The organism is Pricia antarctica (assembly GCF_900101815.1).
Taxonomy (GTDB): domain Bacteria; phylum Bacteroidota; class Bacteroidia; order Flavobacteriales; family Flavobacteriaceae; genus Pricia; species Pricia antarctica.
The window spans coordinates 221,243-247,260 of the sequence record NZ_FNAO01000003.1; the positions used below are offsets into that span (position 1 = coordinate 221,243).

A 26,018-nucleotide genomic window follows, 5' to 3' on the forward strand; every position below is an offset into this window, starting at 1 on the left:
CTCATTTTTCTCCTTTATCCATCTGAGAACCGATAAACGGAATTCTAGGAGCCAAGAAATAGCCCGTCAAACTCGCGAACAGTATAGGAACGAAGTAAGAGAAACCCGTCAGCGTGGCCAATAAAATAGTAGTGCTCATTGGGGTTCGGGTAACGCAAGCGTTGATGGCGGCCATACAGCTTACGACCACCAAAGTCACCGAAGTGCCGGGGAAAAAGTGATGGATAATCAGCCCCAATGTCGCCCCGACAAAGAAAAGGGGAATAATAAAACCGCCCCGCCAGCCCGAAGTTACCGTAATCGCAATGGCAATCAGCTTAAAGACCAGCAATAAAAATAATAGGCGAATGGGGAAACCCCCTGTCAGAAGTTCCGCAATCTCAAAGTGTCCGAAATACCGGGTCAGTGGAAAATAAAAAGCGATGATTCCCAGCAAGAGGCCGCCGATAGCAGTTTTTAGATAAATGGGAATCGGTTTTTTTTCGAAGACGACCTTAAAAAACTTGGTGCAATAGATAAAGCACCAACCTGTAAACGCCCCTAGTACGGCAAACAGTACGGCGTATCCAAAGTCGAAAATATCGGAATATTCATAGGCGGACAAATCCCATATAGCACCGAGGCCCAAGTGAATGATCAAGGCAAATACTATATAGCTAAAACTGCTCGCTACCAATGCTGGTATGATTGCTTTATAATATTCAACGGCATGGCGATGATGCAAAATTTCTAACGAGAACAGGCTGCCGCCCAAAGGGGCACCGAACATTGCGGTAAAACCTGAGGCCATTCCCGCAATACTCATCGAACGCAAATCTTCACCCTTTAAACGAAAAAGTTTCCCTAACCAGGTACCAGTAGATCCCGTGACCTGGATCAGGGGGGCTTCAGGCCCGAGGCTTCCGCCCGAGGCGATACAGAGCAACGACGACAAAATCATCGACGGATTGTTCTTGGGATCTAATTTTCCCTTATTGAAACGTATGTTGTTAACGATCAAGTGTATCTCCCCCGGCTCACCGATAAAATGAATGACTAAACCTGCCAAAAAACCACAGATAGTCATAGCCGGAATTACCTGCCAACCATCGAAAAAAGCAATTTTTTCCGTTAGGAATATAAGAACAATCCAATACAGTCCGGAGAGAAGTCCGCCTATCAATCCTAGAACGGCCCATAGTAAAAACGTACGACTGAAAAGAAAAGGATTAAACCGTATCGGCTGATCCAACATATTCAGGTAATTGACTAATTTCCTTCTTCTTTTCAGTTTCAATGGAGCGCTTAATTTATGACAAAATAGCGGTAAACCACAAAATGGATTAAGCCATTGAGGTCAATTGGCATATCGGGGTGCAAATATAGGTGGAGATTTTTATTTTATGCGCTACGGCAAGCCATAATACTAAAAAAACTAAGACTTTTAGATAACCATCGGTCTTAAGGTCTAAACGCCAACTTAAAATCATTTGCACGCAAAAACCCTACTTCGATCGTTTAGATTCGGCTATCATGTCCATTCTTAATTGAATCAGATTGCTACTTAATCCCACTTTGTAGATATGCGGGTATTCAAATCTTTTATATTCGTCGGCCAACTGAGAGACCCTTAAACTCCTATATTCCGAGATTTCCCCAATGGATTTTTTCGCTGTCAGCACGTTTCCGTTTTCAAAAACCTTCGAAGTCAAATTTTCTTTTTCCAATCCATTTACCATCGATTTTTTATCCGCATATTGGGGATGATAAATCATATCGACATCATCTGGATCATCCTCGGAAAGCAAAATGCCATCCGCGTAGAATTCGCCATTGCCATTCAAATATCTTATCACCTTCTTTTTTCCCGGCAAGGTCACTTTAGCAACGTCTTCCGATAATTTGATTGTCGGTCTATCGTTCACTGCACTTAATTTGTAAACTCCGTCTAAGGCTCCATCGTCCCTTGCAGTAATCAGGTTTGTTCCTACCCCGAAAACATCGATTTTCGCTCCTTGATGGATAAGACTTTTTATGAGATATTCGTCCAGCTGGTTAGAGGCAACGATTTTTACTTCTGGCAATCCTGCCTTATCCAACATAATTCTCGCCTTCTTAGAGAGATAGGCCAAGTCGCCGCTATCCAATCTGATACCAAAAAGTTGGTGTCCCTGTTGCTGCATTTCCTTGGCAACTTTGATTGCATTGGGAACGCCACTGTTTAGAGTATGGTAAGTATCGACCAGCAGTACACATTTTTTCGGTCGCAATTGGGCGAAGGTTCTAAACGCCGTCAATTCATCGTCAAAGCTTTGCACCCATGAATGCGCCTGTGTCCCCGAAGAATCCAAGTCGTAGATATAGGCACTCTGCACGTTAGAGGTGCTATCGGCTCCACCGATTACGGCGGCCCTGCTTCCATGGATCGCTGCCCATCCCTGTGCCCGACGCATGCCGAATTCCATTACAGATCGCTTTCCGGCGGACTGCCGTAAGCGGTTTGCTTTAGTTGCTATGAGAGATTGGTAGTTAAGTGTGTTCAGAAGCAGCGTTTCCAATAATTGGGCCTCTATGATATTCCCTTCTACGCTAAGTATAGATTCCGTGGGGAAGATCACTTCTCCTTCCTTGGGAGCATAGATACTACCCCGAAAGCGGAAGTTTTTCAGAAAATCAAGAAAATCGTCATGAAACCCCCTCTTATAAAGGAAATCGATATCATCAGAATCATATTGAAAATCTTCGATCAGATTAAAAAGCACCTGCAGTCCGGCAAAGATTGTGAAACCCGAGCCGAAAGGATTTTTGCGAAAAAAATAATCGAAGTTGACCCTATCATCTTTCCGGCCGGCTGAAAAATAACCTTCGGCCATTGATAGTTGATAGTGATCAGTAAACAGACCTGAAATCGTTTTCAAAAAATCTTTTTAAAAAGTAAGAAAGAAATTATGGCTAGAACGATAAAAATAAAGAAAATAATTTTCGCGATACCAGCCGCAGCTTCAGAAATTCCCCCGAAACCAAAGATTCCGGCTATAACTGCGATAATAATAAAGATAATCATCCATTTAAACATAATCAGATTGTTTTAATTTAACTTTTGTAAGTTAAAACTACGTTAATGGATTTCGGAAGCTGTGCGTTATCAGTTCTAAATATAATCTAAAAAGGTACGCGGTATCGCATTAAGATATGTGCGAAGATTGGATACACAGACTATTTTTACATCTTCGGTAAGAATACTTCCGCCATCATACAGCGGGCACTTCCGCCACCGCAGGTCTCTATCGTCTCTAACGAACTGTGCACGATACCGCAATTTTTTTCTATGGACGCCACTTGTGCAGGAGTCAAGCTATTATAAGCTTGGGTACTCATAACCAGTAGAGGCTCGTTGTCCGCACCCAATACCTGCAACATATTTCCGGCAAAATGGTGCATTTGCTGTTCGGTTATGGCTATGATTGCCTTGCCGTCTTGTTTTAGATGATCGGCGACGTTCTTTCTTTCCTTTTTATCATCGATGGTATCCAAACAGATGACCGCAAACGTATCGGCCAAACACATCATCACGTTCGTGTGGTAGATAGGCATCCGCTTTCCCCCGACGGATTGATAAGCGGTAAAAATTACAGGGGAATATTCAAAATCTTCGCAGAATTCGATAAAAAGGGCTTCATCGGCCCTGTCGGAAAGGGCGCAATAGGCCTTTTTATTGACGCGGTCCAAAGCCATGCTACCCGTTGCTTCCAAGAAAAAACCTTCGGCCTCGGCGGCGGTGTAATCTATGCTGTTTTTGATGACGAATCCTTCGTTTTCCAAAATATCCAAAATGTCGTTCCGTCTTTCGTTGCGACGGTTTTCCGCGAACATGGGGTAGATGCCGACCGTGCCGTCTTCATGAAAGGAAATCCAATTATTGGGAAAAATGGAATCGGGGGTATCAGGATTTTTAGTATCTTCTACTACGATAACATGAACTCCCCTTTTCCGTAAAACGGTAACAAAAGTATCGAACTCCTCTTGTGCCCTTGTATTTATGGCTGAATTTTTTATATCGATATCCTCTTGAAAATAATTGTTGACCGCAGTCTGTTCGTTCATTCGAAAATTGACCGGACGAATCATCAATATAGTGTTGGTGCTTTGCATTTTTTATTCTCTTATTAAGGGCAAGGTACTACAGCGCAACAATCCCTCTTGTTTGGAAATCTCGCCATAGGGAATTTCGGCAACCGTAAATCCTTGCTTTCGCAGCCAATCATTAAGACGGGTAAAGTTGCGTTCCGAGACCACAACTTCGGGCGAAATGGAAAAAACATTGCTGAACATGCGGTACATTTCCTGTTTGGTAATCTCGAAGACATTTTCCTTTCCAAAGAAATCTACTAACCATTGGTACTCCTCTTCGACTAAAAATCCATTTTTATGAAGTATTGCCTTTCCCTTTCCCAAGGGCTGGAAACAGCAATCGAGATGCAGGGCGTTCTCTATAGCCTCGGTATTCGATTTTCTGAGTTGGAAGGATTTTATAATCTTATCCGGAAATTGCTCCGCAATATATTCGACAGCTGCTCCATTGGTACGGGCTGTAATAAAATCGGGATAATCCATAGCCGTGTATGTACCCATGAAAATATGGTCGTACCAAGGCATCACATCCCCGCCTTCTACATGCACCTCTTCCGGTGGTTGTAAAATATTTTTATCATCAATCTTATCCAAAACATGTAAAATTGCTTCGACCTCCTTCTCCCTTTCCGGCAGGATATTGGCTTTAATCAGCTTGTCACCAATTACAAAGGCAATATCACGGGAGAAAATCTGGTTACAATCCTTCAACACCTCCGGCCGATAGACCTTCACGCCGTAATTTTCAAAAACTTGGGCAAAGGCATCCATTTCACGGACCATATCGGATTCCTTGGGATAGGTGCCTTCCAAAATATGTTCCAGAGATTTCGGATCATATGCCTGATCGGGCCTGGGAACGGGACCGGGACTTTCGGCCGTACCCAACACCACCGCTTTTAACGGGGAAATCTCGTCATTGACATTCAATAGAAGCATCCAATTTAAATTTATGTAAAGATAGGGAGGTTGGGAACTGAAATTCCAAATTAAAGCTGCCAAATTTTAAAAACGCCTGCGACAGTGCAACAGTGCGACGGGGTGACACTGCGACGGGGCGACAGACGATTGGCGATTAGGTCCGTGCCGAAGGCGAAGCGCGAAAGACGAAAGGGGATTGGCGATTGGCCACGTGCGGAAGGCGAAGCGCGTAAGGCGATTGCCGATTGCCGATTGCCGATTGCCGATTGCTTAAAACCAATAAAAAAGACCTGCCACATTTTTAACTGGACAGGTCCTTGATCTTTACACACTTTATGAGATAGTCCCCTTATTTTTTAATTATCGGTTCTCAACTTCGACGAAAGGCCTTTTCGTCGCACCGGTATACACCTGTCTCGGTCGACCTATTGGCTCTCCACGCAATCGCATTTCGCGCCATTGGGCAATCCATCCGGGTAGGCGGCCCATGGCGAACATTACCGTAAACATTTCGGTGGGTATGCCCAGTGCCCTATAAATAATTCCAGAATAAAAATCGACGTTCGGATATAATTTTCTATCCACGAAATAGGAATCTTCCAAGGCTTCTTTTTCCAGGCCTTTCGCAATTTCCAAGATGGGGTCGTCGATACCGAGATCTGCCAAAACATCATCGGCAGCCTTTTTAATAATTTTTGCTCTGGGATCGAAGTTCTTGTACACTCTGTGACCAAAACCCATCAGTCTAAAGGGATCGTCCTTATCCTTGGCTTTGGCCATATATTTTTTGGTATCGCCGCCATCTTTTTCGATAGCTTCCAGCATTTCAAGTACGGCTTGGTTCGCACCACCATGCAAAGGTCCCCAAAGAGCCGATATTCCCGCGGAAAGCGAGGCGAAGAGCCCAGCGTGCGAAGAACCGACAATCCGTACCGTGGAAGTAGAGCAATTCTGTTCGTGATCGGCATGTAGGATTAACAATTTATCCAAAGCCTCTATAACTACATCGTTCTTTTTATAAGTTTGGCTCGGTCTTTTGAACATCATCTTATGGATATTCTCCACATATCCCAAATCGTCATCGCCATAATCCAGGGGCAGCCCCTTTTTCTTCCTCAGCGTCCAAGCCACCAATACTGGAAACTTGGCTAAAATACGAACGATGGCATGATACATTTCCTTCTCGGAAGAAACATCCACGGTAGATGGGTTGAAGGCAATCAATGCGCTGGTCAACGAAGAAAGAACACCCATCGGATGCGCCGATTTCGGAAAACCGTCCAAAATCTTCTTCATTTCTTCATCGATATGCGACTCGTCGGTAATGTCTTTATGGAATTTGGCCAATTCCTCTTTATTAGGCAACTCTCCAAAAATCAATAAATAGGCCACTTCCAAAAACTGGGCCTTTTCTGCCAGTTCTTCGATAGTATACCCCCGATATCTGAGAACCCCCTTTTCACCATCAAGAAATGTAATAGCACTCTCACAGGAACCCGTATTCTTATAACCGGGATCTAAAGTAATAAGGCCACCGGTCGCAGAACGCAAGGTTTTTATATCGATTGCGAACTCCTCTTCGGTACCTTTTATGACAGGAAATTCATATTTTTTACCGTTGTATTCTAAAGTAGCTTTATCTGACATGTATTTTATTGATTTTAAGGGTAAATGTAAATTTAGCAAAAACCGCAGTTCTTACACTGGCAGGACATTCCTTTGGGTAATAATTAACAACGCGTTTCTCGTTCGGAAGTGCAATGGGAAACTACTACAATAAATATAGTTTATCGTAGTATTCATCGAGGGATTTATCCCAAGTAAACCGCATTTTTTTGGCCGCGGCTTGTATTTTCTTCCATTTCGGCTTGTCATTTTGCCATATATCCAGTGCCTCATCGAATCGCACCACCATATCCTCAAGCTTGGCCTCAAAGGTTTCCCCGTCGAAGGCAAATCCCGTTTTCATATGTTCCACGGTATCTTTAAGACCGCCGGTATGGTGAACAAGGCATGGGTTACCATTTCGCATGGCCAACATTTGACTGATACCGCAAGGTTCGAAAAGGCTGGGCATAAAATACAGGTCCGTTTCGAGATACATGGAATCGATGAGATCTTCGGACTGCCCATTCGTGAAAACAAAATTCTTATGCTTGTAACTCAAACTTCGGAACATCTCTTCGTAATCGGGATCGCCCGTGCCCAACAGCATAAAGATGCCATCGACTTTCTTCAAACTTTCCAGCATTTTTTCGAAGGATTCGGGGGAACGCATCATAAAATAGAATTTCTGCTCGGTCAAGCGGGCCACACTCGATACAATGAACTTGGGGCGGTCCGTAACGAACTCCATAATTTTTTCGCCGGTATGCGCCAGAAAATCCGCCTTGTATTTTTTGGATTCATCTTGAAGCCATCGAAACAGCGCCTTGACGGTATTCCGATAGAGCAGTCCTTTTTCGGCCTTTCTGATGTTATTGTAGTTCGAGGCATTGAGAATACCGTACAACCTACCTTCATCGTTGGCTTTTTGAAGCCCTTTCTCCAAACTTTCCCCACCGACAAACTCGGGCCGGGCGCTGGGCAACATAATATCCTCTTTATAGGATGGGGAAACCGTATGTACCGCATCAGCGAGCCGGATGCCTACACCCATCAGGTTGATACAATCTGGATATTGAGGATCTTGCAAAGCTTCGATATCTAACGGGACCTCCGGAAACCAATGATGTACGGAAGCATAATTATCATAGAACGGACGTATACCCTGTATCGCAAGGTTATGAATGCTGTACACATAACGCATCTTCTTCAAGTCTTGGTAATTCGGATGGTATTTTTTGATAAACAGCAGTGCGGCGGAATGCCAATCGTGCATATGTACGATATCAAGATCACCAAAAGCTCCGACTTTGATGGCCTCGGCGACCGCTGTATTGAAAACCATGAATTTAACAAAGTCGTTGAAAAACGGCTCGGTAGGATCATCATGATAGATATGGGCTATACCACCCTCGGTGATTTCGGGATGATGTATCACATAATGCGTAATGTTGTCGAACTCTTTTTTTGGCGCGACCTGGTACAGTTCGGCCGTATAGGTTGTTCCTCTCAACGGAAAATTCAAATTGGCCACAAGAGTGCCATCATTATGTAACCGCGAATACGAAGGAACCACCACGTGAACCTTATCCCCGCGCTTTGCTATCTCCCTGGGAACATCTCGTACCACATCGCCCATGCCCCCAGCTTTGCAGTTATGGATACCATCGTTTTCAGCGGCAACAAAAAGAAAATTATTCATAGGGTCTTCGTTAGTTTGTGTCAGACTACAATATATCGATTTAAGTTAAATAAATTTAATGATATCGCAAAAAAAAGCCCTCCGAGTTTCGAAAGGCTTTTTTTAAATTGTTTGACGTTTATGGTCTGTCATCTGGTGTGCTTACATCCAATTTTCTACAGCAACTACCGTCAACTTTTTCACTTTTTTAGATTAAACGCCTTTTCCTTGGGGAAATAAGCAACATCGCCCAATTCTTCCTCAATACGTAACAATTGATTATACTTGGCCATACGGTCGGAACGCGATGCCGATCCGGTCTTGATCTGTCCGGTATTCAGTGCGACCGCCAAATCGGCAATGGTGTTGTCTTCGGTTTCACCCGATCTGTGGGACATTACCGAAGTATATCCCGCGTTTTTGGCCATGTTCACGGCGGCAATGGTCTCTGTTAACGTACCAATTTGGTTCACCTTGATAAGTATAGAATTGGCAATACCATTTTCGATACCTTTTGCCAGTCGTTCGACATTGGTTACGAATAGATCGTCGCCCACCAATTGTACTTTATCCCCAATTTTATCGGTAAGGGACTTCCATCCGTCCCAATCGTTTTCATCCATACCGTCTTCGATAGAAATTATCGGATACTTCTGGGAGAGGTCCGCTAAATATTGTGCTTGTTCCTCAGATGTGCGCACGGCGCCTTTGCTGCCTTCGAATTTAGTGTAGTCATATGCGCCATCGACATAAAATTCCGCTGCGGCACAATCCAGGGCGATCATTACATCGTCCCCTAATTTATAACCTGCATTTTCAACAGCCTTGGCAATTGTTTCGAGGGCATCTTCTGTACCTTCCAATGTGGGTGCAAATCCGCCTTCGTCACCTACCGCCGTACTTAGATTTCTGTCGTGTAATACCTTTTTAAGGTTGTGAAAGATTTCCGAACCCATTTGCATGGCATGGGAAAAGCTTTTTGCCTTGACCGGCATCACCATAAATTCTTGAAAAGCAATCGGTGCGTCTGAATGCGAACCTCCATTAATAATATTCATCATCGGAACCGGAAGTGTATTCGCGCTTACTCCCCCCACATAACGATATAAGGACATACCGAGCTCGTTGGCAGCGGCTTTGGCAGTGGCCAAGGATACGCCCAAAATCGCATTGGCACCCAGTTTCGATTTGTTCGGGGTACCGTCAAGATCGATCATGGTTTGATCGAGAAGATTTTGTTCGAAGACGGACATGCCCACGATTTCTTCCGCGATGGTCGTATTGACATTTTCCACGGCCTTACTGACGCCTTTGCCCATATAGGCCTTTCCACCGTCCCTTAATTCGACGGCTTCGTGTTCGCCTGTCGAGGCACCCGAGGGCACCGCAGCTCTTCCCATAATTCCGTTTTCGGTAATTACGTCTACTTCTACAGCTGGATTTCCTCTTGAATCAAATATTTGTCGTGCGTGAACGCTAAGAATGATACTCATGTTATTGCTTATTTAGGATTGATTTCAGTAAAATCAAATATACGAAACCGAAGACTTATTTCATTGTGGTATTCCTTTATATTGTAACGGATACAAAAAATCGATTGCTATACTGCCTGCGACGATTTCGACTTGATCACATCAAAAAACTGATCAAAAAGATATTCGGCGTCGTGTGGACCGGCACTCGCTTCGGGATGGTATTGTACCGAGAATACATCCTTGTCTTTCATCCGAATTCCGGCCACGGTCTTATCGTTCAAGTGTACGTGCGTAATTTCAAGGTCGGTATTGGCCTCGGTCTCTTCCCGATTTACAGCAAAACCGTGGTTTTGGGAAGTTATCTCCCCTTTACCGGTGCGAAGGTTCATAACCGGGTGATTAATGCCCCGATGCCCATTGTGCATTTTATAAGTGGACACCCCGTTGGCGAGGGCGATGATCTGATGGCCCAAACATATACCGAACACCGGTTTTCCACTGGAAATCATTTTTTTGGCAGCCGCTATGGCATCGCTCAGGGGCTCCGGATCTCCGGGGCCATTAGATATAAAATACGCGTCCGGAGCAAAGACTTCCATATCTTCAAAGCTGCTATTATAGGGGAAAACTTTTATGTAGGCGCCCCTTTTGGCCAAATTTCGAAGGATGTTCATTTTGATACCAATGTCTAGTGCAGCAATTTTATAGGTACTATTTTCTTCCCCGAAAAAATAAGGGTCGGTGGTGGATACCTTTGAAGCCAGTTCCAAGCCTTCCATACTGGGCACTTCGGAGAGTTTCTTTTTTAAAGCCTCCAAATTGTCAATGTCGGTTGTAATTACCGCATTCATCGCACCTTGATCCCGGATATAACTAACTAATGCCCGGGTATCAACATCGGAAATGGCGAAAATATCGTTTTCGTCCAAAAACTGTTTTAGACTTTTGTCCGCCACGGTCCTGGAATACTCATAACTAAAATTTCTACATATGAGTCCTGATATCTTTACCGAATCCGATTCTACCTCGTCGGAATTGGTTCCATAATTACCGATATGCGCATTGGTGGTAACCATTAATTGCCCGAAATAGGATGGGTCGGTAAAGATTTCTTGGTACCCGGTCATGCCCGTATTGAAACAGACCTCACCGAAGGCCGTACCTTCTTTGTCGCCAACGGCTTTACCGTGAAAAATGGTGCCGTCGGCCAATAGTATTACTGCTTTCTTTTTTGCTTGGTACTTCATAATCGGGAAGGAATTATTGATTTTTATTAATTAATAGGTCAAAGCGGACAGAGGAAAAAGAATTGTCAACCCTTATTTCCATTTTACAAAAAAACAAAAAAAAAGGATAGACGCTTAGGTCTATCCTTTAACTATGTTCAAAATTTATCGACATTTTATGCTTTGTTGTCGTCCTTTTTAGTTTCCGAGTCATCATCCTTAGCGTCGGGTTTGGTTTCTGCCTCCGGCTTTTCGTCGGCTTTGGCTTCAACCTTTTCTTCGGATACCGCTTCTTTTTCAGGAGCAGCTTCCTTCTGCTCGGTATTTTCTACTTTGGTTTCGGATTCCGTTTTAGTTTCCGTTTCGTTCTTGGTTTCCGCTTCCTTTTTCGCTTTCGCTTCGGCTCCTTTATCCGCTTTGTCCTCTTGGGTCTTGCCTGCGTCCGCTTTTGTTGCTTCTACAGTTTCGCTAACTGGCTTATCCTCACTTTTACTTCCGCCCCTTCTACTTCTACGGGTGGTTTTCTTTTTAGCTTTACCGGCGTTGTAGATTTCGTTGAAATCTACTAATTCGATCATGGCCATGTCCGCGTTGTCACCGAGGCGATTCCCCAATTTAATGATTCGGGTATAGCCACCGGGCCTGTCCGCAACTTTTTCCGCGACCGTGCCGAACAATTCGGTAACCGCATATTTGTCGCGAAGGTTCTTAAAAACGATACGGCGGTTGTGTGTGCCTTTTTCGGCGGTCACATTGTTTTCCGGTTTAGATTTTGTAATCAACGGCTCGACAAACTGCCTCAAGGCTTTTGCCTTGGCTACCGTTGTATTGATTCTCTTATGCTCGATTAGGGAACAGGCCATGTTGGCCAACATCGCCTTTCTATGCGCTGTCTTTCGTCCTAAATGATTGAATTTTTTACCGTGTCTCATGGTGTATGTACTGTGTATTTCCCCAACTGAGGCGCTCTGCCTTCCTGTAGGAAACAGCTATTATTAGTGTATTAATCTTTATCCAATTTGTACTTTGAAAGATCCATTCCGAAGCTAAGACCTTTGTTGATGACCAATTCTTCGAGTTCGGTCAATGATTTTTTACCGAAATTCCTGAATTTCATCAAATCGTTCTTGTTGAAGGAAACCAAGTCTCCCAAACTATCGACTTCGGCAGCTTTCAAACAATTCAAGGCACGAACGGACAAGTCCATATCGACCAATTTTGTTTTGAGCAATTGCCGCATGTGTAAGGACTCTTCGTCATACGTTTCGGTCTGCGCGATCTCATCGGCCTCCAGCGTAATCCGTTCATCGGAAAATAGCATAAAGTGATGAATAAGCACCTTGGCACCTTCCGTCAAAGCGTCTTTAGGATGGATAGAACCATCGGTAGCAATTTCGAAAACCAATTTTTCGTAGTCGGTCTTCTGCTCTACCCTAAAGTTCTCGATACTATATTTTACGTTCTTGATCGGTGTAAAGATCGAATCGATAGCGATAGTGCCCAAGGCAGCGTTGGATTTCTTGTTTTCCTCGGCAGGAACATACCCACGACCTTTGTCGATGACAATTTCCATGTTGATGCTCACTTTTGAATCCATATTGCAGATTACCAAATCAGGGTTCAATACCTGATAGCCGGAAATAAACTTCTGAAAATCGCCTGCGGTCAATTGGTTTTTTCCGCTTACGGAAACGGCAACAACTTCGGCTTCCGAATCATCGATTTGTTTCTTAAAGCGCATTTGCTTTAGATTCAGGATGATTTCGGTAACGTCTTCCACAACACCCGAAATCACTGAAAATTCGTGTTCTACCCCGTCAATTCTGACCGAAGTGATGGCATGGCCTTCCAAAGATGAAAGCAATACCCTTCTTAATGCGTTACCAACGGTCAATCCGTAGCCAGGTTCCAAGGGTCGGAATTCAAACTTCCCCTCGAAATCCGAAGAATCGATCATTATAACCTTATCAGGTTTCTGAAAATTAAATAATGCCATAGAAATAGTGTTCTTAGTTATTTAGAGTAAAGCTCGACGATTAACTGTTCTTTGATGTTCTCGGGAATTTGCATTCTTTCGGGAACGGCAACGAACGTACCTTCCGATTTTTCGGAATTCCAAGTCATCCATTCGTATACACTGCTGTTCGCATCGAGGGCGTCTTGGATAATCTGTAATGATTTCGACTTTTCACGGACGCCTACTACGTCACCCGGTTTCAGCGAATAAGAGGGTATGTTCACCAATTCGCCATTTACGGTGATATGTCTGTGTGAAACTAATTGTCTTGCCCCACTCCGTGATCTGGAAACACCCATTCTGTAAACTACGTTGTCTAATCGACACTCGCAAAGCTGTAGCAAAATCTCACCGGTAACACCCTCTTTCCGCTTGGCGCTTGCAAAGATGTTTCTAAATTGCTTTTCAAGAATACCGTAGGTATACTTAGCTTTTTGCTTTTCCATCAACTGGATGGCGTACTCTGATTTTTTCCCACGACGTCTCGTGTTGCCATGCTGGCCTGGGGGGTAGTTCTTTTTCTCAAAAGACTTGTCGTCTCCGAAGATTGCTTCGCCGAACTTTCGGGCGATCTTACTTTTAGGTCCTGTGTATCTTGCCATTTTCTTTAGGTTTGGGAGCGTGACTATGAATTAAGGCTTATCCTTCGATAATCGTAAATTACGCTTCCGTGAAAAATATAGTGATTGTTTAAACTCTTCTTCTTTTCGGAGGCCTACAACCGTTGTGCGGTTGTGGGGTAACATCGATAATCTCGGTTACTTCGATACCCGAATTATGTACCGCCCGTATTGCGGACTCCCTTCCATTACCTGGCCCCTTGACGTAGACCTTTACTTTTCGAAGACCAGCCTCATGCGCCGTTTTCGAGCATTCCTCGGCGGCGACCTGAGCTGCGTAGGGGGTATTCTTTTTAGAACCCCTAAAGCCCATTTTTCCGGCGGATGCCCATGATATGACATCCCCTTTTTTGTTCGTCAAGGATATGATAATGTTGTTGAAGGATGCCGTAATATGCGCCTCGCCCAACGACTCAACGTTAACTTTGCGCTTTTTGGCCGCCGTTTTACCGGATTTTCCAGTCTTTCCGCCACCTTTTGTAGTTGCCTTTGCCATTCTTGTTAGTATTTAGTAGTTAGTAGTTAGTACTTAGTATTTTTACTTCGGGTTGTTAACCGCAGTACTTAATACTTTGTACTCAGTACTTAATACTATTTTATTACTTGGTCGCCTTTTTCTTGTTGGCAACCGTTTTTCTTTTTCCTTTCCGTGTCCTGGAGTTATTCTTGGTCCGTTGTCCACGTAACGGAAGACCCGATCTATGGCGAATACCGCGGTAACATCCGATATCCATTAGACGTTTTATGTTCAGCTGGGTTTCGGAACGTAACTCACCTTCGATAGTGTACGATGAAGCCTGAGTACGTATTCGGCCGATTTCGTCATCGTCCCAATCGGAAACCTTGGTGTCTTCACTTACTTCGGCCTTTGCCAAAATTTCTTTGGCCCTACTTCTGCCGATACCGAAAATATAGGTCAGCGCAATTACGCCTCTTTTCTGTTTTGGTATATCTATACCTGCGATTCTTGCCATAACTATCCTTGTCTTTGTTTAAATCTAGGATTCTTTTTGTTGATTACGTACAACCTGCCTTTTCTGCGTACAATCTTGCAGTCGGCACTTCTTTTCTTTACGGATGCTCTTACTTTCATCGTTCTATCTTTCTATCTAACTTAATATCTATATGTAATTCTAGCTTTGGAAAGGTCATAGGGACTCATCTCCAACTTTACCTTATCACCGGGAAGCAATTTGATATAGTGCATGCGCATTTTGCCCGAAATGTGGGCGGTGACCACATGACCATTTTCCAATTCAACACGAAACATCGCATTGGATAAGGCTTCTATGATACTTCCATCTTGTTCTATTGCAGCTTGTTTGGCCATTTTAAATTTTGGTAATTATTGTATTAATTTCAATTACGCTACTTTTCTATTTTTTCCCGTTTTCATCAGCCCATCATAATGTCTATTCAATAAGTAGGCATTGACCTGCTGTACTGTATCGATGGCTACACCCACCATAATCAATAGTGAGGTTCCACCATAAAACAGGGCCCATCCGGTTTGGATATCCATCAACTTGACCACAATTGCAGGTAAAACAGCCAACAAAGCTAGAAATATCGATCCTGGTAATGTAATCAACGACATAATTTTATCCAAGAAATTACCGGTTTCTTTTCCAGGTCGTATTCCAGGAATAAAACCACCACTTCTTTTCAGGTCATCGGCCATTTTATTGGTCGGTACGGTAATTGCCGTATAGAAATAAGTGAAAATTATAATCAACACCCCAAACAAAATATTATAGGCCAGACCGAAAATATCCTGAAAATTCACTTGCATCCATTGTCCCACGGCCGTATTATCAAAAGATTTACCGATCAAACCCGGCACGAACATGATAGCTTGCGCAAAAATAATGGGCATTACCCCGGATGCATTCAATTTAAGGGGAATGTATTGGCGTGATCCCATTATATTTTTTTCATAGCCACCCGAAGCGGTTCGTCTTGCATATTGAACCGGTATCTGTCTCGTAGCCATCACCAAAAGAATACTCGCCAAAATCACTAGGAACCAAAGAATAACCTCTATCAAAATGAACATCAAACCACCTGTATTATCCGTAGTTCTAGAAACGAACTCCTGAATAAACGCTTGGGGCATTTTAGAAATAATTCCGATCATTATTAATAGGGAAATACCGTTACCGATACCTTTATCCGAAATTTTCTCGCCCAACCACATTGCAAAAACGCAACCGGTAACCAAGATAATTACGGAAGGAATCATAAAATCGAGACCTCTACCTTCGACAAAAGCACTTTCAGGAACTCCGAAAGCACTAGTTAGACTGTAAAGATAGGCCGGTGCTTGAACAACGCAAATACCAATCGTCAACCATCGGGTAATCTGATTCTTTGTTTTTCGACCACTTTCGCCCTCTTTATCCAATTTCTGCAGATAAGGTATAGCGATACTCATTAGCTGCACCACAATCGATGCCGATATATAGGGCATGATACCCAGAGCAAAAATGGAAGCTTTGGCAAACGCACCACCGGTAAAAGCGTTCAAAAGTCCCAAGATACCCGAATCGGTTCCTTGTGTCAATTGGTCCAATTGCGAAGTATCGATACCCGGAAGAACAATTTGGCATCCAAAACGGTATACCAATAAGAGTCCGAGCGTAAGAAGGATTCTATTCCTTAGCTCTTCAATCTTCCACATGTTGGATATGGTCTCGAAAAAATTCTTCATAGTACGGTCGGCTTATAAATTTATCGCTTCTCCACCAGCAGCTTCAATGGCCGCCTTGGCACTTGCCGTAAATTTATGCGCGGAAACTTTTAGAGAGGCCTTTAATTCCCCTCCTCCTAATATTTTTACCAAATCCCTTTTTTTGGCCATTCCGTTTTCCACCAAAGTCTCAAGGGTAATGGTGTCGTTGGCTACTTTATTGTCCACGAGGTGTTGCAGTTTGTCCAAATTGATACCTTGGTATTCCACGCGGTTGATATTGGTAAAACCGAATTTGGGCACACGTCGCTGTAAAGGCATTTGACCCCCTTCGAAACCGACTTTTTTGGAATATCCCGATCTGGATTGGGCACCTTTGTGGCCTCTTGTAGCCGTGCCGCCCTTACCGGATCCCTGACCTCTTCCTACTCTTTTTCCAGGCCTGTTGGTCGCGCCTTTCGCTGGTCTTAGATTACTTAAATCCATAGTACTGTCCCTTATTCCTTTAGGCTTCCTGTGTAGAAACCAAATGTTTAACTTTATCTATCATACCCAGAATGTTCGGCGTTGCATCGTGCTCAACAACATGGCCGATTTTCCGCAAACCCAGTGCAGCAAGGGTACGTTTTTGGTTCTGCGGTCTTTTGATACCGCTTTTCAATTGTTTGACTTGTATTTTCTTTGCCATTTGTTTTATAGTACTTAGTAATTAGTAATTAGTACTTTTAGTTTTTTGCTAAATTTACCAGATAATCAAGTAAGTAGCTTATACTTTGTACTTAATACTCAATACTCTTTTTATTATCCTTTAAAGACCTTTTCCAAAGAGACACCTCTTTGTTTTGCTACCGTGCCTGCGTCCCGAAGCTGCAAAAGAGCATCAAAGGTGGCCTTTACCACATTATGCGGGTTAGAAGATCCTTGTGATTTAGACAGCACATCCTTCACTCCTACAGATTCCAGAACGGCACGTACGGCACCACCAGCGATAACACCAGTACCATGGGAAGCCGGTTGAACATATACCCGTGCACCACCGAACTTACCTTTTTGCTCATGGGGCAACGTGCCGCCCTTGGTCAAAGGAATACGGATGAGGTTCTTTTTGGCATCTTCAATAGCTTTGGCAATAGCCGTAGCAACTTCCTTGGATTTCCCAAGGCCACTACCGACTACCCCGTTCTCATCGCCCACGATTACAATGGCGGAAAAGCCGAAAGCCCTACCCCCTTTTGTAACCTTCGTTACGCGTTGTATACCGACCAATCTATCTTTAAGGTCTAGACCTGCGGGTTTAACCGTCTCTACATTTTTATATTTCTGGAACATACTGCTATTTAAAAATTAAGTCCTGCTTCCCTTGCACCTTCTGCCAAAGATTTCACTCTTCCATGGTACAGGTTACCGCCGCGATCAAAAGCAACTTTATCTATACCTGCTTTTTTACATTTTTCGGCAATAGCCTTACCGACCACTTTGGAAATCTCGGTCTTTGTGCCTTTTTCCTTGGCCAAATCTTTGTCCCTTGATGAAACGGCTACCAGAGTGGTGCCTTGGGTATCATCAATAACCTGAGCATAAATTTCGCTGTTACTTCTGAAAATGGACAATCTAGGCCTGTCGGCAGTTCCCGAAGAGACCTTTCGGATTCTTCTTCGTATTCTTTTCTTTCTTTCGTTAGTTGATAATGCCATGATATGCTAATTAAGCTGATTTACCTGCTTTTCTTCGTAACTGTTCTCCAACAAATTTCACACCTTTACCTTTGTAAGGTTCCGGTTTACGGAAAGACCGTATCTTGGCGGCTACCTGACCTACCAATTGTTTGTCGTGAGAAGTTAATTTTATAACCGGATTCTTTCCTTTTTCAGAAGCGGTCTCGATTTTCACTTCCGGCGCAAGGTCTAACACAATATTGTGGGAAAAACCCAATGCCAATTCCAATTTTTGGCCTTGGTTACTCGCCCTATATCCTACGCCTACCAATTCAAGTTCCTTAGTCCATCCTTTAGAAACCCCCTCAATCATATTCACAAGCAGCGAACGGTAAAGTCCATGTTTTGCCTTATGCTCTTTAGAGTCGGACGGCCGGGTAACCCAAACTTGATTGTCGGCTATTTTTATCTCTACCGCAGCATATTCTTGGGTCAATTCACCCATTTTACCCTTGACTACGATCTCGTTATCCTTTACATCTACGGTCACCCCTTCAGGAATCGCTACCGGATTGTTACCTATTCTTGACATTTTTTACTTAATTATCAATTGATTCGTATTGATTATTAATACTTCCTAATAAATATAGCAAAGCACCTCGCCGCCTACATTTTCATTCTTGGCCTGCTTGCTAGTCATCACTCCATGGGAGGTCGAGACTATCGCCACTCCCAATCCGTTAAGTACCCTGGGCAGACTATCGGAACCCGTATACTTGCGCAACCCGGGCTTACTCACGCGCTGCAGTTTTCTAATTACAGGCTCTTTGGTCAACTTATCGTATTTCAAGGCTATTTTAATCGTAGCCTGAACTTTATCTTCTTCAAACTTATAACTCAAGATATACCCTTGATCAAATAAGATTTTAGTAATATCTTTTTTCACTTTGGAAGCGGGAATCTCGACCACCCTGTGGCCTGCCCTGCTCGCATTTCTGACCCGCGTTAAATAATCTGCTATAGTATCTGTAACCATTTCTTTTTAATACTTATCAATTAGTAATTGCTAATTATTTATTTACCAACTGGCTTTTCTTACTCCGGGAATCAATCCTGCATTAGCCATTTCCCTGAACATTACCCTAGAAATTCCGAAGGTTCGCATATACCCTTTGGGTCTACCGGTTAACTTACACCGATTATGCATACGTACCGGAGATGCGTTACGTGGCAATTTCTGCAACCCCTCGTAATCACCTGCCTCTTTTAGCGCCTTCCTTTTCTCAGCGTATTTTGCAACAGTAGCTGCTCTCTTACGCTCTCGGGCTTTCATTGATTCTTTAGCCATATTATTTCTTTTTAAAGGGTAATCCTAATTCTGTTAACAACGATTTTGCTTCCTTATCGGTCTGTGCGGTGGTAACAAAAGTAATATCCATTCCATCCATTCTATTGATCTTGTCAATATTGATTTCAGGAAAAATAATTTGTTCCGTAATCCCTAGGCTATAGTTCCCGCGTCCATCAAAACCTGTGGCACGGATGCCCTGAAAATCACGTACTCGAGGCAATGCACTAGTAACCAAACGATCTAAGAATTCGTACATGCGTTCGCCACGCAACGTCACTTTGGCGCCTATCGGCATACCTTTACGCAGTTTGAAAGCCGCAACATCTTTCTTAGACATCGTAGCCACAGCCCGCTGCCCAGTGATATTGGTCAACTCATCAACAGCATGGTCAATGAGTTTCTTATCCGCTACCGCAGCGCCGACGCCCCTGCTGACAACTATCTTTTGAAGCTTGGGCACTTCCATTACATTGGTGTAACCGAATTCCTCTTTCAACGTCTTTACGACGCGCTCCTTATATTCTTTCTTTAATCTTGAAACGTAAGCCATACCTATATTACTTCATTGGATTTCTTGGAAAATCGGACTTTCTTACCGTCGCGCATCTCATAGCCTACACGTGTCGTTTCCCCGGATTTGGAATCGATTAACGAAAGATTGGATATATGAATAGCTGCTTCCTTCTTAATAATTCCGCCCTGAGGACTCTGTGCACTTGGTTTCTGGTGTTTTGAAACCATATTGGCACCTTCCACAATAGCTTTATTCTTTTCACGATCTACAGTCATCACTTTGCCTTCGACGCCTTTGTGGTCGCCGGCAATAATCCGAACAGTATCTCCTGTTTTTATTTTTAGTTTCATTGCTGTTTAGTTCAAGTTCAACCCCTCGACTGCGCTTGGGGCGACATTTTGGTTTAAAGTACTTCCGGTGCCAACGAGACGATTTTCATGAACTGCTTATCACGCAGTTCACGGGCGACGGGTCCAAAAACACGTGTTCCCCTCATTTCGCCTGTTGGGTTCAAAAGTACGCAGGCATTATCGTCGAATCGTATGTAAGAACCATCAGGTCTTCTCACCTCTTTTTTCGTCCGAACTACTACTGCAGTCGATACGGCACCCTTTTTGATTCCACCATTCGGGGTGGCCAACTTAACGGACACAACGATTTTGTCACCAATAGAAGCATATCTTCGTTTGGTACCACCGAGAACCCGGATGGTCAACACTTCTTTGGCACCGGTATTGTCCGCTACCTTTAACCTTGATTCTTGCTGTAACATAATTATTTAGCTCTTTCCAAAATTTCTACTAGCCGCCAACACTTGGTCTTGCTTAAGGGGCGGGTCTCCATGATTTTCACGGTGTCGCCTTCTTTACAGTCATTCTTTTCATCGTGGGCAACATACTTCTTCGTTTTTAAGACGAACTTACCGTACATAGGGTGCTTCACTCGCTTAACCTCGGCAACTACAATGGATTTCTCCATTTTGTTACTGGTTACAACCCCGACTCTCTCTTTTCTTAAGTTTCTTTTTTCTTCCATAAAGCAGAACCAATTATTGGTTTTCCCTATTAGTTATTTCGGTCGCCAATCGTGCCACCGTTTTTCTTACCTTTCTGATTTGAAGAGGATTTTCCAACGGGGTAACGGCGTGTGCCATTTTCAAATCGGCATGCTGTTTTCTGTATTCGGAAAGCTTATCTTGAAGCTCCTCCACCGATAATTCCTTTATCTCTTTATTCTTCATGCTACCTTATATTATTTCTTCTACGTAGTCACGTGCGACCATGAACTTCGTGCGAACCGGCAACTTTTGTGCGGCAAGACGCAACGCCTCTTTCGCTATATCCATCGGTACCCCGGCGATTTCGAACATCACCCTACCTGGCTTCACTACGGCCACGAAATATTCTGGAGCTCCCTTACCTTTACCCATACGTACTTCGAGTGGTTTTTTGGTAATCGGTTTGTCCGGAAAAATCTTTATCCAAAGTTGACCCTGTCTCTTCATATATCGAGTCGCAGCTATACGCGCTGCCTCTATCTGTCGAGAGGTTATAAACTTTTGCTCTAAAGTCTTAATACCGAACATACCATTGGAAAGCTGGTGCCCCCTGCCCGCATTACCTTTCATGCGGCCTTTCTGCATTTTTCGAAACTTCGTCCTTTTCGGTTGTAACATGGCTTTATTACTTTATTTAAATCTACTATCTTTTAAAATCACTTTCTTCGACGTTGCTTTCTAGCGCCACCGCCACCGCGCTTGTCTCCTTTACCTTCTTGACCTTTAGTCATTCCCACTAAGGGAGAAAGTTCGCGCTTTCCGTACACTTCACCTTTCATAATCCAAACCTTGATTCCCAATTTACCGTAGGTAGTCTGGGCTTCATGCAAGGCATAATCGATGTCGGCGCGGAAAGTAGAAAGGGGTATACGCCCATCTTTATAGGATTCCGATCGCGCCATTTCAGCACCGTTCAAACGACCTGAAATCTGTATCTTAATTCCCTCCGCATTCATTCGCATGGCAGCGGCTATTCCCATTTTGATGGCTCTTCTGAACGAAATCCTACTTTCGATTTGTCGAGCTATACTCGCAGCAACAAGATTGGCATCCAATTCAGGTCTTTTGATCTCGTAGATATTGATCTGAACCTCCTTGTTCGTGATTTTTTTCAACTCTTCCTTGAGCTTATCGACCTCTTGCCCACCTTTACCGATAATAATTCCCGGTCTTGCCGTGGTCACGGTAATGGTAATCAACTTTAAGGTGCGTTCTATGATGACCCGCGAAACACTTGCCTTCGACAGACGAGCGTGGATATACTTACGTATTTTGCTATCCTCGGCAAGTTTGTCGCCATAATCGTTACCGCCGTACCAGTTTGATTCCCATCCTCTGATAATTCCCAAACGGTTTCCTATTGGATTGGTTTTCTGTCCCATATTATGCTTCAATATTGTTGTTAGATCCCAATACCAAAGTCACATGGTTGGAACGCTTTCTAATCCTATGTGCCCTACCTTGTGGTGCGGGACGCAATCTTTTTAACATAGTTCCTCCGTCAACGCGGATTTCCTGCACGAACAACTCTGCATCCTCTACGTTGGCCTCTTCATTTTTGGTTTGCCAGTTGGCCAAAGCGGAAAGTAATAGCTTTTCAAGTTTCCGCGAAGATTCCTTCGGGTTGAACCTTAATATGGCCAATGCTTTTTCAACTTGAACCCCCCTAATCAAATCTGCGACCAAACGCATTTTTCTTGGCGAGGTTGGACAATTGTTCAGTTTAGCAAAGGCGATATCCTTTTTTTCTGCCTTGAACCTTTCGGCCATCTGTCTTTTTCGAACTCCCATAGCTTACTTTTTACCTTTGTTCCTGGCCCCTGCGTGACCTCTAAAAGATCGTGTGGGAGAAAATTCACCCAACTTGTGCCCTACCATATTTTCGGTGATAAAAACCGGTACGAATTGTCTTCCGTTATGTACGGCTATAGTAAGCCCTACAAAATCAGGGGTAATCATTGACGCCCTTGACCAAGTCTTGATGACACTTTTTTTGCCAGAAGCTGCCGTTTGCTGGATTTTCTTTTCCAGACTGTAGTGAACGTATGGTCCCTTTTTTAACGATCTTGCCATTTTTCTACCTTATTTATTTCTTTCTACGTTCGAGGATGTACTTATTCGTTTTCTTGGTCCTGGAACGTGTTCTATATCCTTTAGCAGGAATACCGTTTCTTGATCTAGGATGCCCACCGGAAGCTCTACCTTCGCCACCTCCCATGGGGTGATCTACAGGGTTCATCGCTACCGGCCTTGTTCTCGGCCTTCTACCCAACCATCGGCTTCTACCCGCCTTACCCGAAACCAATAACTGGTGATCGGAATTCGATATGGCACCTATGGTAGCCATACACGCGGATAATATCAATCGTATTTCACCAGAGGGCATCTTAACGGTCACGAATTTACCGTCCCGCGCAATCAACTGGGCAAACGTTCCGGCACTTCTTGCCATTACGGCACCCTGACCGGGACGAAGCTCTATGCAGGAGATAATAGTACCCAACGGAATTTCACTCAAAAGCAACGCATTGCCAATTTCGGGGGCCACTGCCTTTCCTGCAGAAATTACTTGGTCTACGTGTAAACCATTTTGAGCAATAATGTACCTTTTTTCACCATCGCCATATTCTACCAATGCAATAAAAGCAGTTCGGTTAGGATCGTATTGAATCGATTTTACCGTTGCGGAAACATCTTGTTTGTCTCTCTTGAAATCGATAACGCGATATCTTCTTTTATGACCACCACCTTTATGGCGCATGGTCATCTTACCTTGACTGTTTCTGCCACCGGACTTCTTTAGCGGAGCAAGAAGACTCTTCTCGGGTTTATCGGTCGTAATGGCATCAAAGCCGTTTACGATCCTAAACCGCTGTCCGGGTGTTATGGGTTTTAATTTTCTAACTGACATTTAATGTGCCTTTTTAGAGAATGATTGCCTAATTTCAGATTGCTATCCAACAATTCAACGGCAAGACATCCAATTAACTTTATAGATTACTGTAAAAATCGATCATATCGCCTTCCACTACATCGACAATCGCCTTTTTGGTGGCGTTCGTCTTTCCATGCTGGATGCCGGTCTTCGTATAACGCGATTTCCGAGTAGGCCCATAATTCATGGTACGTACTTTTTTGACCGAAACCCCGTAAGTTGCCTCAACAGCATCTTTAATTTGAATCTTGTTAGCTCTTGGATCGACCAAAAAACCGTAACGGTTGTACAACTCGCTCTCGGCAGTCATCTTTTCGGTTATAATCGGCCTTATCAACACGCTCATGGTTTTCCTATTTAATTAAGTTCGATTCCAATCCCTCCAAAGCACCTTCCAGCAACACGATGTTATTCGCGTTCAATATCTTATAAGTGCTTATTTCTGAGGATGTTATGACTTCGGAACCCTTCAAATTTCGTGAGGACAAATATACGCTATTATTTGAATCGCCCAAGACAAACAAAGATTTTTTATTCTCTAGTCCCAAAGACTTTAAAACACCCACAAAATCCTTTGTTTTTGGAGCATCGAAATTGAAGTCCTCAACGACCAAAATCGCTTCCTCCTTTGATTTTATACTCAGGGCGGATTTACGTGCCAAACGCTTCACGTTTTTGTTCAGTTTTTGGGTGTAATCCTTAGGTCTTGGACCGAAAATTCGGCCACCCCCCCTAAAAATCGGGGATTTAATACTACCCGCACGGGCAGTACCGGTTCCCTTTTGTTTTTTGATCTTGCGCGTACTCCCCGCAATTTCTGCTCGTTCCTTCGCCTTATGAGTACCTTGTCTCTGATGGGCCAAATATTGTTTGACATCCAAATACACGGCATGTTCATTAGGCTCTATGGCGAAAACAGCATCGGAAAGGTCTACCTTTCTTCCTGTTTCTTTTCCTTTGATATCTAAAACTGCTAGCTTCATTACATCCACCTTTGAATAGTTACGTACCCACTTTTGTGGCCGGGAACTGCACCTTTTACCACGAGAAGATTCTTTTCGGGCACTACCTTCAAAACCCGAAGGTTCTGTACGGTAACTCGATCACCACCCATACGGCCGGCCATTCGCATACCCTTGAATACTCGTGAGGGATCTGATCCCGCACCGATAGAACCAGGAGCTCGCAATCGGTTATGTTGGCCGTGGGTCGATTGGCCCACACCCCTAAAACCGTGTCGCTTCACCACACCTTGAAAGCCTTTACCTTTCGAGGTGCCTACGACATCTACAAATTCACCTTCTACAAAGATATCGACACCCAAGGTATCGCCTAATTTGTACTTCCCCTGAAAACCTTGGAACTCGACGACTTTTTTCTTGGGAGTAGTACCTGCTTTCTTAAAATGACCGATTTCAGCCTTGTTCGCACGTTTCTCCGTCTTGTCATCGAAACCCAGTTGAAGACCAATGTAGCCATCAACTTCCTCGGTTCTGACTTGGGTAACCACACATGGCCCTGCTTCAATAACGGTACACGGAACATTCTTTCCGTTCTCGTCAAAGATGCTGGTCATGCCTACTTTTTTTCCTATTAACCCAGACATAATTGATTATTGATTATTGATTATTGATTATTGATTTTCTGAATTGAAAACCATAACCGCCAATCCGTTTATATTTAATTGGTCCCGAAAATTCGGGGATACTTTGCATTAAATTCTTAAATCCGATCGCAAATAAAAAGGGGTCAAAAAACGATTCGACCCCGAATAATTTTTTTCCGTTTTTCCCTTGCTCGCAGCTCGGGACATGTTCTTCAATCCTGAATCCTGAATTTAGGATTCAGAAGTATCACACCTTGATCTCGACCTCGACCCCGCTAGGAAGCTCAAGCTTCATAAGGGCATCGATAGTTTTTGACGAGGAGCTATAAATATCCAAAAGTCTTTTATACGAACTTAACTGGAACTGCTCCCTAGCTGTTTTGTTGACGTGCGGAGAACGCAAGACCGTAAATATCTTCTTATGCGTAGGTAAGGGAATGGGACCCGTAACCACAGCTCCGGTCGTCTTTACCGTCTTTACGATTTTCTCGGCGGACTTATCCACCAAGTTGTGATCGTAAGATTTCAGTTTAATCCTAATTTTCTGGCTCATCTT

37 protein-coding genes and 1 pseudogene are annotated in these 26,018 nt (G+C 43.6%); all 38 read right to left on the reverse strand.

Annotated features, from left to right (window positions below):
* Position 1 precedes the first annotated feature (1 nt).
* Positions 2 to 1,276: a chloride channel protein gene (locus tag BLT07_RS06220; protein WP_091866870.1), complete on the reverse strand. Its 1,275-nt coding sequence runs from the start codon at positions 1,274 to 1,276 to the stop codon at positions 2 to 4.
* A 208-nt stretch (positions 1,277 to 1,484) separates the two neighbouring features.
* The gene (locus tag BLT07_RS06225) at positions 1,485 to 2,897 is read right to left on the reverse strand and encodes a nicotinate phosphoribosyltransferase (RefSeq protein ID WP_091866872.1); all 1,413 of its coding nucleotides are present in this window, start codon (positions 2,895 to 2,897) and stop codon (positions 1,485 to 1,487) included.
* The gene (locus tag BLT07_RS06230; protein ID WP_091866874.1) at positions 2,894 to 3,055 is read right to left on the reverse strand and encodes a DUF1328 family protein; all 162 of its coding nucleotides are present in this window, start codon (positions 3,053 to 3,055) and stop codon (positions 2,894 to 2,896) included. The genes BLT07_RS06225 and BLT07_RS06230 overlap by 4 nt, the downstream gene beginning before the upstream one ends.
* A 146-nt stretch (positions 3,056 to 3,201) precedes the next feature.
* On the reverse strand, positions 3,202 to 4,131 hold the full coding sequence (gene ctlX, locus BLT07_RS06235; RefSeq protein ID WP_091866877.1) for a citrulline utilization hydrolase CtlX: 930 nt from the start codon (positions 4,129 to 4,131) through the stop codon (positions 3,202 to 3,204).
* 3 nt (positions 4,132 to 4,134) lie between these two features.
* Positions 4,135 to 5,049 carry a dimethylarginine dimethylaminohydrolase family protein gene (locus BLT07_RS06240; RefSeq protein WP_091866879.1) on the reverse strand — a complete coding sequence of 305 codons (915 nt, stop codon included), beginning with the start codon at positions 5,047 to 5,049 and terminating at the stop codon, positions 4,135 to 4,137.
* A 342-nt stretch (positions 5,050 to 5,391) separates the two neighbouring features.
* The gene (locus BLT07_RS06245; protein WP_091866881.1) at positions 5,392 to 6,678 is read right to left on the reverse strand and encodes a citrate synthase; all 1,287 of its coding nucleotides are present in this window, start codon (positions 6,676 to 6,678) and stop codon (positions 5,392 to 5,394) included.
* A 124-nt stretch (positions 6,679 to 6,802) separates the two neighbouring features.
* Positions 6,803 to 8,338: a glycogen synthase gene (locus tag BLT07_RS06250; protein ID WP_091866883.1), complete on the reverse strand. Its 1,536-nt coding sequence runs from the start codon at positions 8,336 to 8,338 to the stop codon at positions 6,803 to 6,805.
* A 179-nt stretch (positions 8,339 to 8,517) separates the two neighbouring features.
* On the reverse strand, positions 8,518 to 9,810 hold the full coding sequence (gene eno, locus BLT07_RS06255; protein ID WP_091866885.1) for a phosphopyruvate hydratase: 1,293 nt from the start codon (positions 9,808 to 9,810) through the stop codon (positions 8,518 to 8,520).
* A 107-nt stretch (positions 9,811 to 9,917) separates the two neighbouring features.
* Positions 9,918 to 11,039, reverse strand: coding sequence for a glutamine-hydrolyzing carbamoyl-phosphate synthase small subunit (gene carA, locus BLT07_RS06260; protein WP_091866887.1), 1,122 nt, complete (start codon positions 11,037 to 11,039; stop codon positions 9,918 to 9,920).
* A 440-nt stretch (positions 11,040 to 11,479) separates the two neighbouring features.
* Positions 11,480 to 11,950 (reverse strand): annotated as a pseudogene (gene rplQ, locus BLT07_RS21320) (50S ribosomal protein L17); the annotation flags it as partial.
* 71 nt (positions 11,951 to 12,021) lie between these two features.
* Positions 12,022 to 13,014: a DNA-directed RNA polymerase subunit alpha gene (locus BLT07_RS06270; protein WP_091866891.1), complete on the reverse strand. Its 993-nt coding sequence runs from the start codon at positions 13,012 to 13,014 to the stop codon at positions 12,022 to 12,024.
* Between the two features lie 17 nt (positions 13,015 to 13,031).
* Positions 13,032 to 13,637: a 30S ribosomal protein S4 gene (gene rpsD, locus BLT07_RS06275; RefSeq protein ID WP_091866893.1), complete on the reverse strand. Its 606-nt coding sequence runs from the start codon at positions 13,635 to 13,637 to the stop codon at positions 13,032 to 13,034.
* A gap of 88 nt (positions 13,638 to 13,725) precedes the next feature.
* Positions 13,726 to 14,151 (reverse strand): 30S ribosomal protein S11, encoded by a 426-nt coding sequence (rpsK, locus tag BLT07_RS06280; protein ID WP_091866895.1) that lies wholly within the window; start codon positions 14,149 to 14,151, stop codon positions 13,726 to 13,728.
* A 103-nt stretch (positions 14,152 to 14,254) separates the two neighbouring features.
* Complete coding sequence (gene rpsM / locus BLT07_RS06285; RefSeq protein WP_091866897.1) at positions 14,255 to 14,629, reverse strand: 30S ribosomal protein S13; 375 nt, start codon at positions 14,627 to 14,629, stop codon at positions 14,255 to 14,257.
* A gap of 2 nt (positions 14,630 to 14,631) precedes the next feature.
* Positions 14,632 to 14,748, reverse strand: coding sequence for a type B 50S ribosomal protein L36 (ykgO, locus tag BLT07_RS06290; RefSeq protein WP_013305171.1), 117 nt, complete (start codon positions 14,746 to 14,748; stop codon positions 14,632 to 14,634).
* A gap of 21 nt (positions 14,749 to 14,769) precedes the next feature.
* Positions 14,770 to 14,985 carry a translation initiation factor IF-1 gene (infA, locus tag BLT07_RS06295; RefSeq protein ID WP_013751343.1) on the reverse strand — a complete coding sequence of 72 codons (216 nt, stop codon included), beginning with the start codon at positions 14,983 to 14,985 and terminating at the stop codon, positions 14,770 to 14,772.
* Positions 14,986 to 15,018: 33 nt separating this feature from the next.
* Positions 15,019 to 16,365 carry a preprotein translocase subunit SecY gene (gene secY / locus BLT07_RS06300; protein ID WP_091866899.1) on the reverse strand — a complete coding sequence of 449 codons (1,347 nt, stop codon included), beginning with the start codon at positions 16,363 to 16,365 and terminating at the stop codon, positions 15,019 to 15,021.
* Between the two features lie 12 nt (positions 16,366 to 16,377).
* Positions 16,378 to 16,830, reverse strand: coding sequence for a 50S ribosomal protein L15 (rplO, locus tag BLT07_RS06305; RefSeq protein ID WP_091866901.1), 453 nt, complete (start codon positions 16,828 to 16,830; stop codon positions 16,378 to 16,380).
* A 19-nt stretch (positions 16,831 to 16,849) separates the two neighbouring features.
* Positions 16,850 to 17,032, reverse strand: a complete 183-nt coding sequence (gene rpmD / locus BLT07_RS06310; RefSeq protein WP_091866903.1) for a 50S ribosomal protein L30 — start codon at positions 17,030 to 17,032, stop codon at positions 16,850 to 16,852.
* 113 nt (positions 17,033 to 17,145) lie between these two features.
* A complete protein-coding gene (gene rpsE / locus BLT07_RS06315) occupies positions 17,146 to 17,673 on the reverse strand; it encodes a 30S ribosomal protein S5 (RefSeq protein WP_091866905.1) in 528 nt (175 codons plus the stop codon).
* 8 nt (positions 17,674 to 17,681) lie between these two features.
* Positions 17,682 to 18,038, reverse strand: a complete 357-nt coding sequence (rplR, locus tag BLT07_RS06320) for a 50S ribosomal protein L18 (RefSeq protein ID WP_091866907.1) — start codon at positions 18,036 to 18,038, stop codon at positions 17,682 to 17,684.
* A 10-nt stretch (positions 18,039 to 18,048) separates the two neighbouring features.
* Positions 18,049 to 18,591, reverse strand: a complete 543-nt coding sequence (rplF, locus tag BLT07_RS06325; protein WP_091866909.1) for a 50S ribosomal protein L6 — start codon at positions 18,589 to 18,591, stop codon at positions 18,049 to 18,051.
* Between the two features lie 45 nt (positions 18,592 to 18,636).
* A complete protein-coding gene (rpsH, locus tag BLT07_RS06330; protein ID WP_091866911.1) occupies positions 18,637 to 19,035 on the reverse strand; it encodes a 30S ribosomal protein S8 in 399 nt (132 codons plus the stop codon).
* A gap of 42 nt (positions 19,036 to 19,077) precedes the next feature.
* A complete protein-coding gene (rpsN, locus tag BLT07_RS06335; protein WP_091866913.1) occupies positions 19,078 to 19,347 on the reverse strand; it encodes a 30S ribosomal protein S14 in 270 nt (89 codons plus the stop codon).
* Position 19,348: 1 nt separating this feature from the next.
* A complete protein-coding gene (gene rplE, locus BLT07_RS06340; RefSeq protein ID WP_091866915.1) occupies positions 19,349 to 19,900 on the reverse strand; it encodes a 50S ribosomal protein L5 in 552 nt (183 codons plus the stop codon).
* Positions 19,901 to 19,902: 2 nt separating this feature from the next.
* Positions 19,903 to 20,214 carry a 50S ribosomal protein L24 gene (rplX, locus tag BLT07_RS06345; RefSeq protein WP_091866916.1) on the reverse strand — a complete coding sequence of 104 codons (312 nt, stop codon included), beginning with the start codon at positions 20,212 to 20,214 and terminating at the stop codon, positions 19,903 to 19,905.
* A gap of 53 nt (positions 20,215 to 20,267) precedes the next feature.
* Positions 20,268 to 20,636: a 50S ribosomal protein L14 gene (gene rplN, locus BLT07_RS06350; RefSeq protein ID WP_091866918.1), complete on the reverse strand. Its 369-nt coding sequence runs from the start codon at positions 20,634 to 20,636 to the stop codon at positions 20,268 to 20,270.
* A 2-nt stretch (positions 20,637 to 20,638) separates the two neighbouring features.
* Positions 20,639 to 20,899: a 30S ribosomal protein S17 gene (gene rpsQ, locus BLT07_RS06355; RefSeq protein WP_091866920.1), complete on the reverse strand. Its 261-nt coding sequence runs from the start codon at positions 20,897 to 20,899 to the stop codon at positions 20,639 to 20,641.
* A gap of 13 nt (positions 20,900 to 20,912) precedes the next feature.
* Positions 20,913 to 21,104: a 50S ribosomal protein L29 gene (rpmC, locus tag BLT07_RS06360; RefSeq protein WP_091866922.1), complete on the reverse strand. Its 192-nt coding sequence runs from the start codon at positions 21,102 to 21,104 to the stop codon at positions 20,913 to 20,915.
* 6 nt (positions 21,105 to 21,110) lie between these two features.
* Positions 21,111 to 21,539, reverse strand: coding sequence for a 50S ribosomal protein L16 (gene rplP, locus BLT07_RS06365; protein WP_091866924.1), 429 nt, complete (start codon positions 21,537 to 21,539; stop codon positions 21,111 to 21,113).
* A 38-nt stretch (positions 21,540 to 21,577) separates the two neighbouring features.
* Entirely contained in the window at positions 21,578 to 22,303 is a 726-nt protein-coding gene (gene rpsC / locus BLT07_RS06370; RefSeq protein WP_091866926.1) for a 30S ribosomal protein S3, read from the reverse strand.
* A 1-nt stretch (position 22,304) separates the two neighbouring features.
* Complete coding sequence (rplV, locus tag BLT07_RS06375) at positions 22,305 to 22,712, reverse strand: 50S ribosomal protein L22 (protein WP_091866927.1); 408 nt, start codon at positions 22,710 to 22,712, stop codon at positions 22,305 to 22,307.
* Positions 22,713 to 22,715: 3 nt separating this feature from the next.
* Positions 22,716 to 22,994: a 30S ribosomal protein S19 gene (gene rpsS / locus BLT07_RS06380; RefSeq protein ID WP_091866928.1), complete on the reverse strand. Its 279-nt coding sequence runs from the start codon at positions 22,992 to 22,994 to the stop codon at positions 22,716 to 22,718.
* Positions 22,995 to 23,007: 13 nt separating this feature from the next.
* Positions 23,008 to 23,832, reverse strand: a complete 825-nt coding sequence (rplB, locus tag BLT07_RS06385; RefSeq protein WP_091866930.1) for a 50S ribosomal protein L2 — start codon at positions 23,830 to 23,832, stop codon at positions 23,008 to 23,010.
* A gap of 79 nt (positions 23,833 to 23,911) precedes the next feature.
* Positions 23,912 to 24,202 carry a 50S ribosomal protein L23 gene (gene rplW, locus BLT07_RS06390; RefSeq protein ID WP_091866931.1) on the reverse strand — a complete coding sequence of 97 codons (291 nt, stop codon included), beginning with the start codon at positions 24,200 to 24,202 and terminating at the stop codon, positions 23,912 to 23,914.
* 7 nt (positions 24,203 to 24,209) lie between these two features.
* Entirely contained in the window at positions 24,210 to 24,839 is a 630-nt protein-coding gene (gene rplD / locus BLT07_RS06395; protein WP_091866933.1) for a 50S ribosomal protein L4, read from the reverse strand.
* Complete coding sequence (gene rplC / locus BLT07_RS06400; RefSeq protein WP_091866935.1) at positions 24,839 to 25,462, reverse strand: 50S ribosomal protein L3; 624 nt, start codon at positions 25,460 to 25,462, stop codon at positions 24,839 to 24,841. Before rplC ends, rplD begins: the two co-directional genes overlap by 1 nt.
* A gap of 247 nt (positions 25,463 to 25,709) precedes the next feature.
* Positions 25,710 to 26,015 carry a 30S ribosomal protein S10 gene (gene rpsJ / locus BLT07_RS06405; protein ID WP_091866937.1) on the reverse strand — a complete coding sequence of 102 codons (306 nt, stop codon included), beginning with the start codon at positions 26,013 to 26,015 and terminating at the stop codon, positions 25,710 to 25,712.
* Between the last annotated feature and the right edge of the window lie 3 nt (positions 26,016 to 26,018).

What these genes read in the sequence shown, in the direction of transcription:
- BLT07_RS06230 (WP_091866874.1), bottom strand. Translation starts at nt 3,055, where the DNA reads ATGTTTAAATGGATGATTATCTTTATTATTATCGCAGTTATAGCCGGA.
- ctlX (WP_091866877.1), bottom strand. Translation starts at nt 4,131, where the DNA reads ATGCAAAGCACCAACACTATATTGATGATTCGTCCGGTCAATTTTCGA.
- BLT07_RS06240 (WP_091866879.1), bottom strand. Translation starts at nt 5,049, where the DNA reads ATGCTTCTATTGAATGTCAATGACGAGATTTCCCCGTTAAAAGCGGTG.
- BLT07_RS06245 (WP_091866881.1), bottom strand. Translation starts at nt 6,678, where the DNA reads ATGTCAGATAAAGCTACTTTAGAATACAACGGTAAAAAATATGAATTT.
- BLT07_RS06250 (WP_091866883.1), bottom strand. Translation starts at nt 8,338, where the DNA reads ATGAATAATTTTCTTTTTGTTGCCGCTGAAAACGATGGTATCCATAAC.
- eno (WP_091866885.1), bottom strand. Translation starts at nt 9,810, where the DNA reads ATGAGTATCATTCTTAGCGTTCACGCACGACAAATATTTGATTCAAGA.
- carA (WP_091866887.1), bottom strand. Translation starts at nt 11,039, where the DNA reads ATGAAGTACCAAGCAAAAAAGAAAGCAGTAATACTATTGGCCGACGGC.
- BLT07_RS06270 (WP_091866891.1), bottom strand. Translation starts at nt 13,014, where the DNA reads ATGGCATTATTTAATTTTCAGAAACCTGATAAGGTTATAATGATCGAT.
- rpsD (WP_091866893.1), bottom strand. Translation starts at nt 13,637, where the DNA reads ATGGCAAGATACACAGGACCTAAAAGTAAGATCGCCCGAAAGTTCGGC.
- rpsK (WP_091866895.1), bottom strand. Translation starts at nt 14,151, where the DNA reads ATGGCAAAGGCAACTACAAAAGGTGGCGGAAAGACTGGAAAATCCGGT.
- rpsM (WP_091866897.1), bottom strand. Translation starts at nt 14,629, where the DNA reads ATGGCAAGAATCGCAGGTATAGATATACCAAAACAGAAAAGAGGCGTA.
- ykgO (WP_013305171.1), bottom strand. Translation starts at nt 14,748, where the DNA reads ATGAAAGTAAGAGCATCCGTAAAGAAAAGAAGTGCCGACTGCAAGATT.
- infA (WP_013751343.1), bottom strand. Translation starts at nt 14,985, where the DNA reads ATGGCCAAACAAGCTGCAATAGAACAAGATGGAAGTATCATAGAAGCC.
- secY (WP_091866899.1), bottom strand. Translation starts at nt 16,365, where the DNA reads ATGAAGAATTTTTTCGAGACCATATCCAACATGTGGAAGATTGAAGAG.
- rplO (WP_091866901.1), bottom strand. Translation starts at nt 16,830, where the DNA reads ATGGATTTAAGTAATCTAAGACCAGCGAAAGGCGCGACCAACAGGCCT.
- rpmD (WP_091866903.1), bottom strand. Translation starts at nt 17,032, where the DNA reads ATGGCAAAGAAAATACAAGTCAAACAATTGAAAAGCGGTATCAAAAGA.
- rpsE (WP_091866905.1), bottom strand. Translation starts at nt 17,673, where the DNA reads ATGTTCCAGAAATATAAAAATGTAGAGACGGTTAAACCCGCAGGTCTA.
- rplR (WP_091866907.1), bottom strand. Translation starts at nt 18,038, where the DNA reads ATGGCATTATCAACTAACGAAAGAAAGAAAAGAATACGAAGAAGAATC.
- rplF (WP_091866909.1), bottom strand. Translation starts at nt 18,591, where the DNA reads ATGTCAAGAATAGGTAACAATCCGGTAGCGATTCCTGAAGGGGTGACC.
- rpsH (WP_091866911.1), bottom strand. Translation starts at nt 19,035, where the DNA reads ATGGTTACAGATACTATAGCAGATTATTTAACGCGGGTCAGAAATGCG.
- rpsN (WP_091866913.1), bottom strand. Translation starts at nt 19,347, where the DNA reads ATGGCTAAAGAATCAATGAAAGCCCGAGAGCGTAAGAGAGCAGCTACT.
- rplE (WP_091866915.1), bottom strand. Translation starts at nt 19,900, where the DNA reads ATGGCTTACGTTTCAAGATTAAAGAAAGAATATAAGGAGCGCGTCGTA.
- rplX (WP_091866916.1), bottom strand. Translation starts at nt 20,214, where the DNA reads ATGAAACTAAAAATAAAAACAGGAGATACTGTTCGGATTATTGCCGGC.
- rplN (WP_091866918.1), bottom strand. Translation starts at nt 20,636, where the DNA reads ATGTTACAGCAAGAATCAAGGTTAAAGGTAGCGGACAATACCGGTGCC.
- rpsQ (WP_091866920.1), bottom strand. Translation starts at nt 20,899, where the DNA reads ATGGAAGAAAAAAGAAACTTAAGAAAAGAGAGAGTCGGGGTTGTAACC.
- rpmC (WP_091866922.1), bottom strand. Translation starts at nt 21,104, where the DNA reads ATGAAGAATAAAGAGATAAAGGAATTATCGGTGGAGGAGCTTCAAGAT.
- rplP (WP_091866924.1), bottom strand. Translation starts at nt 21,539, where the DNA reads ATGTTACAACCGAAAAGGACGAAGTTTCGAAAAATGCAGAAAGGCCGC.
- rpsC (WP_091866926.1), bottom strand. Translation starts at nt 22,303, where the DNA reads ATGGGACAGAAAACCAATCCAATAGGAAACCGTTTGGGAATTATCAGA.
- rplV (WP_091866927.1), bottom strand. Translation starts at nt 22,712, where the DNA reads ATGGGAGTTCGAAAAAGACAGATGGCCGAAAGGTTCAAGGCAGAAAAA.
- rpsS (WP_091866928.1), bottom strand. Translation starts at nt 22,994, where the DNA reads ATGGCAAGATCGTTAAAAAAGGGACCATACGTTCACTACAGTCTGGAA.
- rplB (WP_091866930.1), bottom strand. Translation starts at nt 23,832, where the DNA reads ATGTCAGTTAGAAAATTAAAACCCATAACACCCGGACAGCGGTTTAGG.
- rplW (WP_091866931.1), bottom strand. Translation starts at nt 24,202, where the DNA reads ATGAGCGTGTTGATAAGGCCGATTATAACCGAAAAGATGACTGCCGAG.
- rplD (WP_091866933.1), bottom strand. Translation starts at nt 24,839, where the DNA reads ATGAAGCTAGCAGTTTTAGATATCAAAGGAAAAGAAACAGGAAGAAAG.
- rplC (WP_091866935.1), bottom strand. Translation starts at nt 25,462, where the DNA reads ATGTCTGGGTTAATAGGAAAAAAAGTAGGCATGACCAGCATCTTTGAC.
- rpsJ (WP_091866937.1), bottom strand. Translation starts at nt 26,015, where the DNA reads ATGAGCCAGAAAATTAGGATTAAACTGAAATCTTACGATCACAACTTG.